At 68.1% G+C, this 5,364-nt stretch carries 7 protein-coding genes and 1 pseudogene; 3 read left to right on the top strand and 5 right to left on the bottom strand.

Annotated features, from left to right (window positions below):
• On the bottom strand, nt 1-457 hold a 457-nt coding region (locus ACT6S0_RS26095), incomplete at its 3' end, for a LysR family transcriptional regulator (protein WP_444766649.1).
• Between the two features lie 127 nt (nt 458-584).
• Between ACT6S0_RS26095 and ACT6S0_RS26090 the strand changes: the two genes are divergently transcribed.
• Nucleotides 585-1,595: an aldo/keto reductase gene (locus ACT6S0_RS26090; protein ID WP_444766648.1), complete on the top strand. Its 1,011-nt coding sequence runs from the start codon at nt 585-587 to the stop codon at nt 1,593-1,595.
• 6 nt (nt 1,596-1,601) lie between these two features.
• On the opposite strand, the gene ACT6S0_RS26085 is transcribed toward ACT6S0_RS26090, so the two are convergent.
• On the bottom strand, nt 1,602-2,534 hold the full coding sequence (locus tag ACT6S0_RS26085) for an alpha/beta fold hydrolase (protein ID WP_444766647.1): 933 nt from the start codon (nt 2,532-2,534) through the stop codon (nt 1,602-1,604).
• Between the two features lie 126 nt (nt 2,535-2,660).
• Here ACT6S0_RS26085 and ACT6S0_RS26080 point away from each other — a divergent pair, with 126 nt between their 5' ends.
• The gene (locus tag ACT6S0_RS26080; RefSeq protein WP_444766646.1) at nt 2,661-3,722 is read left to right on the top strand and encodes an aldo/keto reductase; all 1,062 of its coding nucleotides are present in this window, start codon (nt 2,661-2,663) and stop codon (nt 3,720-3,722) included.
• A 9-nt stretch (nt 3,723-3,731) separates the two neighbouring features.
• On the opposite strand, the gene ACT6S0_RS26075 is transcribed toward ACT6S0_RS26080, so the two are convergent.
• The 3 genes from ACT6S0_RS26075 to ACT6S0_RS26065 are packed head-to-tail and all read right to left on the bottom strand — an operon-like array spanning nt 3,732 to nt 5,081.
• Nucleotides 3,732-4,298, bottom strand: coding sequence for a hypothetical protein (locus ACT6S0_RS26075; protein ID WP_444766645.1), 567 nt, complete (start codon nt 4,296-4,298; stop codon nt 3,732-3,734).
• Nucleotides 4,298-4,516, bottom strand: coding sequence for a helix-turn-helix domain-containing protein (locus ACT6S0_RS26070; protein ID WP_444766644.1), 219 nt, complete (start codon nt 4,514-4,516; stop codon nt 4,298-4,300). The genes ACT6S0_RS26075 and ACT6S0_RS26070 overlap by 1 nt, the downstream gene beginning before the upstream one ends.
• Before the next feature lie 7 nt (nt 4,517-4,523).
• Nucleotides 4,524-5,081: a DUF2975 domain-containing protein gene (locus tag ACT6S0_RS26065; protein WP_444766643.1), complete on the bottom strand. Its 558-nt coding sequence runs from the start codon at nt 5,079-5,081 to the stop codon at nt 4,524-4,526.
• Nucleotides 5,082-5,172: 91 nt separating this feature from the next.
• On the opposite strand from ACT6S0_RS26065, the pseudogene ACT6S0_RS26060 reads away from it, so the two are divergent.
• A pseudogene (locus tag ACT6S0_RS26060) lies at nt 5,173-5,364 on the top strand (Cys-tRNA(Pro) deacylase); the annotation flags it as partial.

The raw sequence follows: 5,364 nt of genomic DNA, 5'->3' as shown, positions 1-5,364 counted from the left end.
GGGCGATGCTCTCGTCGTAGCGCACTCCCGCGTCGAAGCCGGCCGCGAGCACGTCGATGAAGGTGTCGTTGGTCGTAATCTCCAGCGTGATGCCCGGGTGCGTGCGCAGGAAGCGGCTGGCCAGCGGCGGCAGCACGCGCTGCGCCACGATGGTCGGCACGTTGAGCCGCAGGGTGCCGGTGGGGCTGTCTCGAAAGCTGTTGAGCGTGTCGAGCGCGCCGGCGATGTCGTCCAGCGCGGGCGAGATTCGGTCGAGCAGCCGCTGGCCCGCTTCGGTCGGCGTCACGCTGCGCGTGGTGCGGTTCAGCAGGCGCACGCCCAGCTGTGCCTCGAGCCTGCGCATGGCCTCGCTGAGCGAGGAGGGCGATACGCCGCGCAAGGCGGCCGCGCCCCGGAAACCACGCGCGCGGGTGACGGCCACGAAGGCGCCCAGGTCGGAGAGATCGGGTTCGGTCATGGCGGGATTGTGCGTTTTCCCGCACAACCCGTGCGATGGCGGACGGATTATCGAACGGAGTGTTTGCTTCCAGACTACCGCCATGCCGCTCGCCATCGCGTCCGGTTCCCCTGAAAGGACAGCTCCAATGAACACACTCCAACTCGGCGCCACCGGCCCCAAGGTCTCGGCCATCGGCCTCGGCTGCATGGGCATGTCGGGCATGTACGGCCCTTCCGACCGCGCGGAAAGCATCGCCACCATCCACGCCGCCATGGACGCGGGCATCACCCTGCTCGACACCGGCGACTTCTACGGCAGCGGCCACAACGAGATGCTGATCGGCGAGGCTTTGAAGAGCCTGAAGCCCTCGCAGCGCGATGCGGCGCTGGTCAGCGTGAAGTTCGGCGCCATGCGCGACCCGGCCGGCGGCTGGGTCGGCTACGACGCTCAGCCGGCGGCGGTGAAGAACTTCGCGACCTACTCGCTGCAGCGCCTGGGCGTGGATCACATCGACATCTACCGCCCCGCGCGGCTCGACCCGAACGTGCCGATCGAGGACACCGTGGGCACCATCGCCGACCTGGTGAAGGCAGGCTACGTGCGCCACATCGGCCTGTCGGAAGTGGGGTCTCAGACCATCCGCAAGGCGGCGGCGGTGCATCCGATCTGCGACCTGCAGATCGAGTATTCGCTGATCTCGCGCGGCATCGAGGACGACATCCTCGCCACCTGCCGCGAGCTGGGCATCGGCATCACCGCGTACGGCGTGCTGTCGCGCGGCCTGATCAGCGGGCACTGGAAGAAAGACGCCGCGGGCGAGAAGGATTTTCGCGCGCGCAGCCCGCGCTTCCAAGGCGAGAACGTGGACCGCAACCTCGCGCTGGTCGAGGCGCTGCGCAAGATCGCCGACGCGAAGGGCGTGACCGTCGCGCAGATCGCCATCGCGTGGGTGGCGGCGCAGGGCGACGACATCGTGCCGCTGATCGGCGCGCGGCAACGCACGCGGCTCGACGAAGCGCTCGGTGCGCTGAATGTGAAGCTTGGGTCCGACGATTTCGCGGCCATCGAGCGCGCGGTGCCGAAGGGTGCCGCCGCCGGCGACCGCTATGCCGCGGCGCAGATGGCGAGCCTCGACAGCGAATCGCGCCGCGCCTGAACCGCTTCAGCTTGCTGCCAGGAACTCCTCGATCATCCGTGCGACGATCTGCGGCTGGTCGTGATGCAGCATGTGGCCAGCATCCTCAAGCCGCTCGATGCGCACGTTGCCGACCGACTTCAGCCGCTCGTGGAATTCGTCGAGCGTGTAGCGGTTCTTCCACCAGCCTTGCAGGCTGTCGTCGGAGGCCTCGACCATCAGCAGCGGCGCGGTGATGCGCGCGTAGAGCGCCAGTGTCTCGTCGACACGGAAGATGTGGGCGTTGACGATCTTGTGCGCCGCCTCGCCGAGGATCTGCCAGCGCTCGCTGCCATCGGGCTGCGCGTGGTTCACCGACCAGTGGCTGGCGAGCCAGGCGGCCTTGTCGGGCGTGAGGCGCGGGTTGGTCTTCATGAGGCGGCGGGCTACGCCGTCCACGGCCGAGTAGCCGGCCAGCGCCATCTCGCCGCGGTGCAGGCGCTTGAGCTCGTCGATCCACTGGCCGTAGCGCGCGGGTGCTTCCTCGGGCTTGCGCGCGGGCATGCCGAAGCCTTCGAGGTTGACGAGGCGGCGGATGCGTTGCGGCCGCACGCCGGCGTAGTGCATGGCGACGTTGCCACCCATGCTGTGGCCGACGAGGTCGACCTGCCGGCTGTTCTCGTCTTCGCCCACGTAGTGGTCGAGCAGCCATTCGAGGTCCGCCAGGTAGTCGGCGAGCCAGTAGTTGTCGACGCCGCCGCCGTCGGTGAGGCCGAAGCCGCGCCAGTCGGGGGCGATGATGAAGCGGTCTTCCTCCATCGCGTCGACCACGAACTGCCACGACGCCGCCACGTCCATCCAGCCGTGCACCAGCACCAGCGGCGGGCGCGTGTCGGAAGGCTGGCCCCACAGCCGCACGTGGTAGCTGAGGTTGCGCACGGGCACGAATTCGCTGCGGGAGGGGCGGAGGGCTTGGTACATGGGCGTCGATGATAAGGAGGCCTTTGTACTGACGCAGTCCGGCACAGGACAGTGCGCGGACGCGCGGCGCTCGGGTTTTGGTGCGGTGGCCAGCGGGCCGTGGGGCAGGGCGGTAGCATCCCGCGCATGAAAAAGATCCAACTTGGTCAAAGCGACCTGCACGTCACCCCGATCTGCCTCGGCACGATGACCTTCGGCGAACAGGTCGACGAGCCCACCTCCCACGCCATCCTGAGCCGCTCTCTGGAGCGGGGCGTCGATTTCATCGACACCGCCGAGATGTACTCGGTGCCCACGCGCAAGGAAACCTACAGCGTCACCGAGACCATCATCGGCAACTGGTTTGCCGCCAACCCCGGAGCGCGCGAGAAGCTGGTGGTCGCGACCAAGGTGGCCGGCCCCTCGCGCGGCATGCCCTGGGTGCGCGAAGGCAGCGGCATGACGGCTGCCGACATCGAGGCCTCGTGCAACGCCAGCCTGAAGCGGCTGCGCACCGACGTGATCGACCTGTACCAGATCCACTGGCCCGAGCGCCATGTGCCGCTGTTCGGCAACATCTACTACGACCCGGCCAAGGAAACCTCCAAGACGCCGATCCACGAGCAGCTCGAAGCGCTGGGCAAGCTGGTGAAGGCGGGCAAGGTGCGCGCCATCGGCCTGTCGAACGAAACGCCCTACGGCGTGCACGAGTTCGTGCGGCTGGCCGAGCAGCACGGCCTGCCACGCGTGGCAACGGTGCAGAACGTGTACAGCCTCATCAGCCGCGGCCACGAGAACGGGCTGGACGAGACGATGCACCGGCTGGGTGTTTCGCTGCTGGCGTATTCGCCGCTGGCCTTCGGCCTGCTGACGGGCAAGTACGACCAGAGCGGCATCGAGGGGCCGGATGCGCCGAAGGGCGCGCGCATCTCCAGTTATGAATCGGTGCGCAAGCAGCGCTGGGGCCGTCCCGATTCGCTGCGCGCCGCGAAGCGCTACAACCAGCTGGCGCGAGACAACGGCCTGACGCCGACGCAACTGGCGCTGGCCTTCTGCTACACGAAGTGGCAGGTGGCGAGCACCATCATCGGCGTGACCTCGCTGGCACAGCTGGAAGAAGACCTGGACGTGTACGGCACCACGCTGTCGCCGGAAGTGCTGGCCGAGATCGACAAGATCCGCTGGGAAATCCGCGACCCTGCCGCGTGAGTCAATAGATCAGCGGGCGCATTCGCCCTGGGCTGCCGCCAGCGCGAGTGCGGGCAGGCTCAGCAGGCCCATGTTGCTGCCCTTGAATTGGCCCTTCATGCAGTCGCCGTGCGCAGCCCCTGCGACACCTGCGCTCAACCTCGAATCGAAGGCCGGGCGCGGGCTGCCGTTGAGGTCCTGGCTGGCCCGGTCAGCAAAGGAGCGCTCGCGGCCCACGTCGCGCAGGGCGCGGCGGGTGCTTTCCGAATGGAGGATCAGAGGCGGAGGATTTGTGCTTTGCGGCGGCTCCGCGGCTGCGGTCGGCGCGGCGGGCGCCGTGATCGAGTTGTCGTGAGTGACGACGGTCGAACGCTTGGCCGCCGGGCGCGCGGCTGGAGCCCGCGGTACTGCTTCCTTCGGCGGCGCAGGAGGCTCGGCCTTCACGGGAGGCGTGACCTGCACCACTTCCATGACGACGCGCTTCACCGGGCCGGCAATGCTGCCATGCGGCTTCGTGGCGACCACCAGCAGCCAGAGCATCGCCGCGTGCATCGCCACCACGGCCAGCACGAGCGCCGTCAGGGCGGGGCGGCGCATCAGCTCTCTGGCGGCGACGGCTGCCACTCGAGCAGGTCGCCGGGCTGGCATTGCAGCGCCTCGCAGATGCGCTCCAGCGTGTCGAAGCGCACGCCGCGCACCTTGCCGCTCTTGAGCAGCGAGAGATTCTGTTCGGTGATGCCGACATGCTCCGCCAGTTCGCGCGAGCGCATCTTGCGGCGGGCGAGCATCACATCGAGGTTCACGACGATGGGCATGGCGGGGTCAGACGAAGCCGGCGTTGTCGTCGGCCAGGCGCCGGGCCTCGACCATGACGCGGGCGATGGCCACGAGCACGGCGCCGAAGAGGATGTGCAGGCAGTCGAACCACGCGATGCTGATCGACAGGAAGCGCTGGCCCGGCGGGTTGCCGATGCTGAGCGCTACGGTCATCAGTCCGCGCGCCAGCGGAAGCAGCAATGCCAGCAGCAGCACGGCCCATGCGAATCGCACCAGCGCGTCTTGTGCCGTGGCGCCGAAGACGCGGCCACGGCCGTACTCGCCGAACAGCCGCCAGAGATGCAGCAGCGCATAGAGGCCGCCACCCACCGGCAGCAGGCTGACCAGCGCGGTGCGCCAGCGGCCCGCTTCGTCGGCAGGCAGGTTGGGCAGGCCGAGGAAACTGCCGAGGCCGAAGATGTCGAGCCAGTCGCTGGCCGAGAGCAGCAGCACCGGCTGCGCGACAAGCAGCGCAGCCCCGGCCAGGACGAGCGCCAGCACGACCTGCGCGTGGCGCTTCAGGTAGAACGAGGGCGTGGCGGCCGGGGCTGGCGTATGCTGCATGCGTGAGCCGGTATTCAATGAGACACGGCAAATTTTTATCGTAAAACAATAAAATTCCTGAAGCAATCCTGAACAGAGGACTGCCACCGAGATGGCCAAGAAGAGCACCCACACCTCCGAGACACCCGCCACGCAGCTGTTGCGCGCGCACAAGATCGCCTTCACCGAGCACCCCTACGAGTACGTCGAGCACGGCGGCGCGCAGCGCGGCGCCGAGATGCTCGGGCTCGACCCGTTCACCGTCATCAAGACGCTGGTGATGCAGGACCAGGATGCCAGGCCG

Source organism: Roseateles sp., assembly GCF_052436255.1.
Taxonomy (GTDB): Bacteria; Pseudomonadota; Gammaproteobacteria; order Burkholderiales; family Burkholderiaceae_C; genus Pelomonas.
The sequence above is the reverse complement of the archived record's forward strand: the minus strand, read 5'-3'. Positions and strand labels throughout refer to the sequence as shown.

Bases quoted from the DNA above. Each gene is read 5' to 3' on its own strand.
- ACT6S0_RS26075 (WP_444766645.1), bottom strand. From the start codon at position 4,298: ATGCGCCGCCCCGCCCTGACGGCGCTCGTGCTGGCCGTGGTGGCGATG.
- ACT6S0_RS26070 (WP_444766644.1), bottom strand. From the start codon at position 4,516: ATGCCCATCGTCGTGAACCTCGATGTGATGCTCGCCCGCCGCAAGATG.
- ACT6S0_RS26085 (WP_444766647.1), bottom strand. From the start codon at position 2,534: ATGTACCAAGCCCTCCGCCCCTCCCGCAGCGAATTCGTGCCCGTGCGC.
- ACT6S0_RS26090 (WP_444766648.1), top strand. From the start codon at position 585: ATGAACACACTCCAACTCGGCGCCACCGGCCCCAAGGTCTCGGCCATC.
- ACT6S0_RS26080 (WP_444766646.1), top strand. From the start codon at position 2,661: ATGAAAAAGATCCAACTTGGTCAAAGCGACCTGCACGTCACCCCGATC.
- ACT6S0_RS26065 (WP_444766643.1), bottom strand. From the start codon at position 5,081: ATGCAGCATACGCCAGCCCCGGCCGCCACGCCCTCGTTCTACCTGAAG.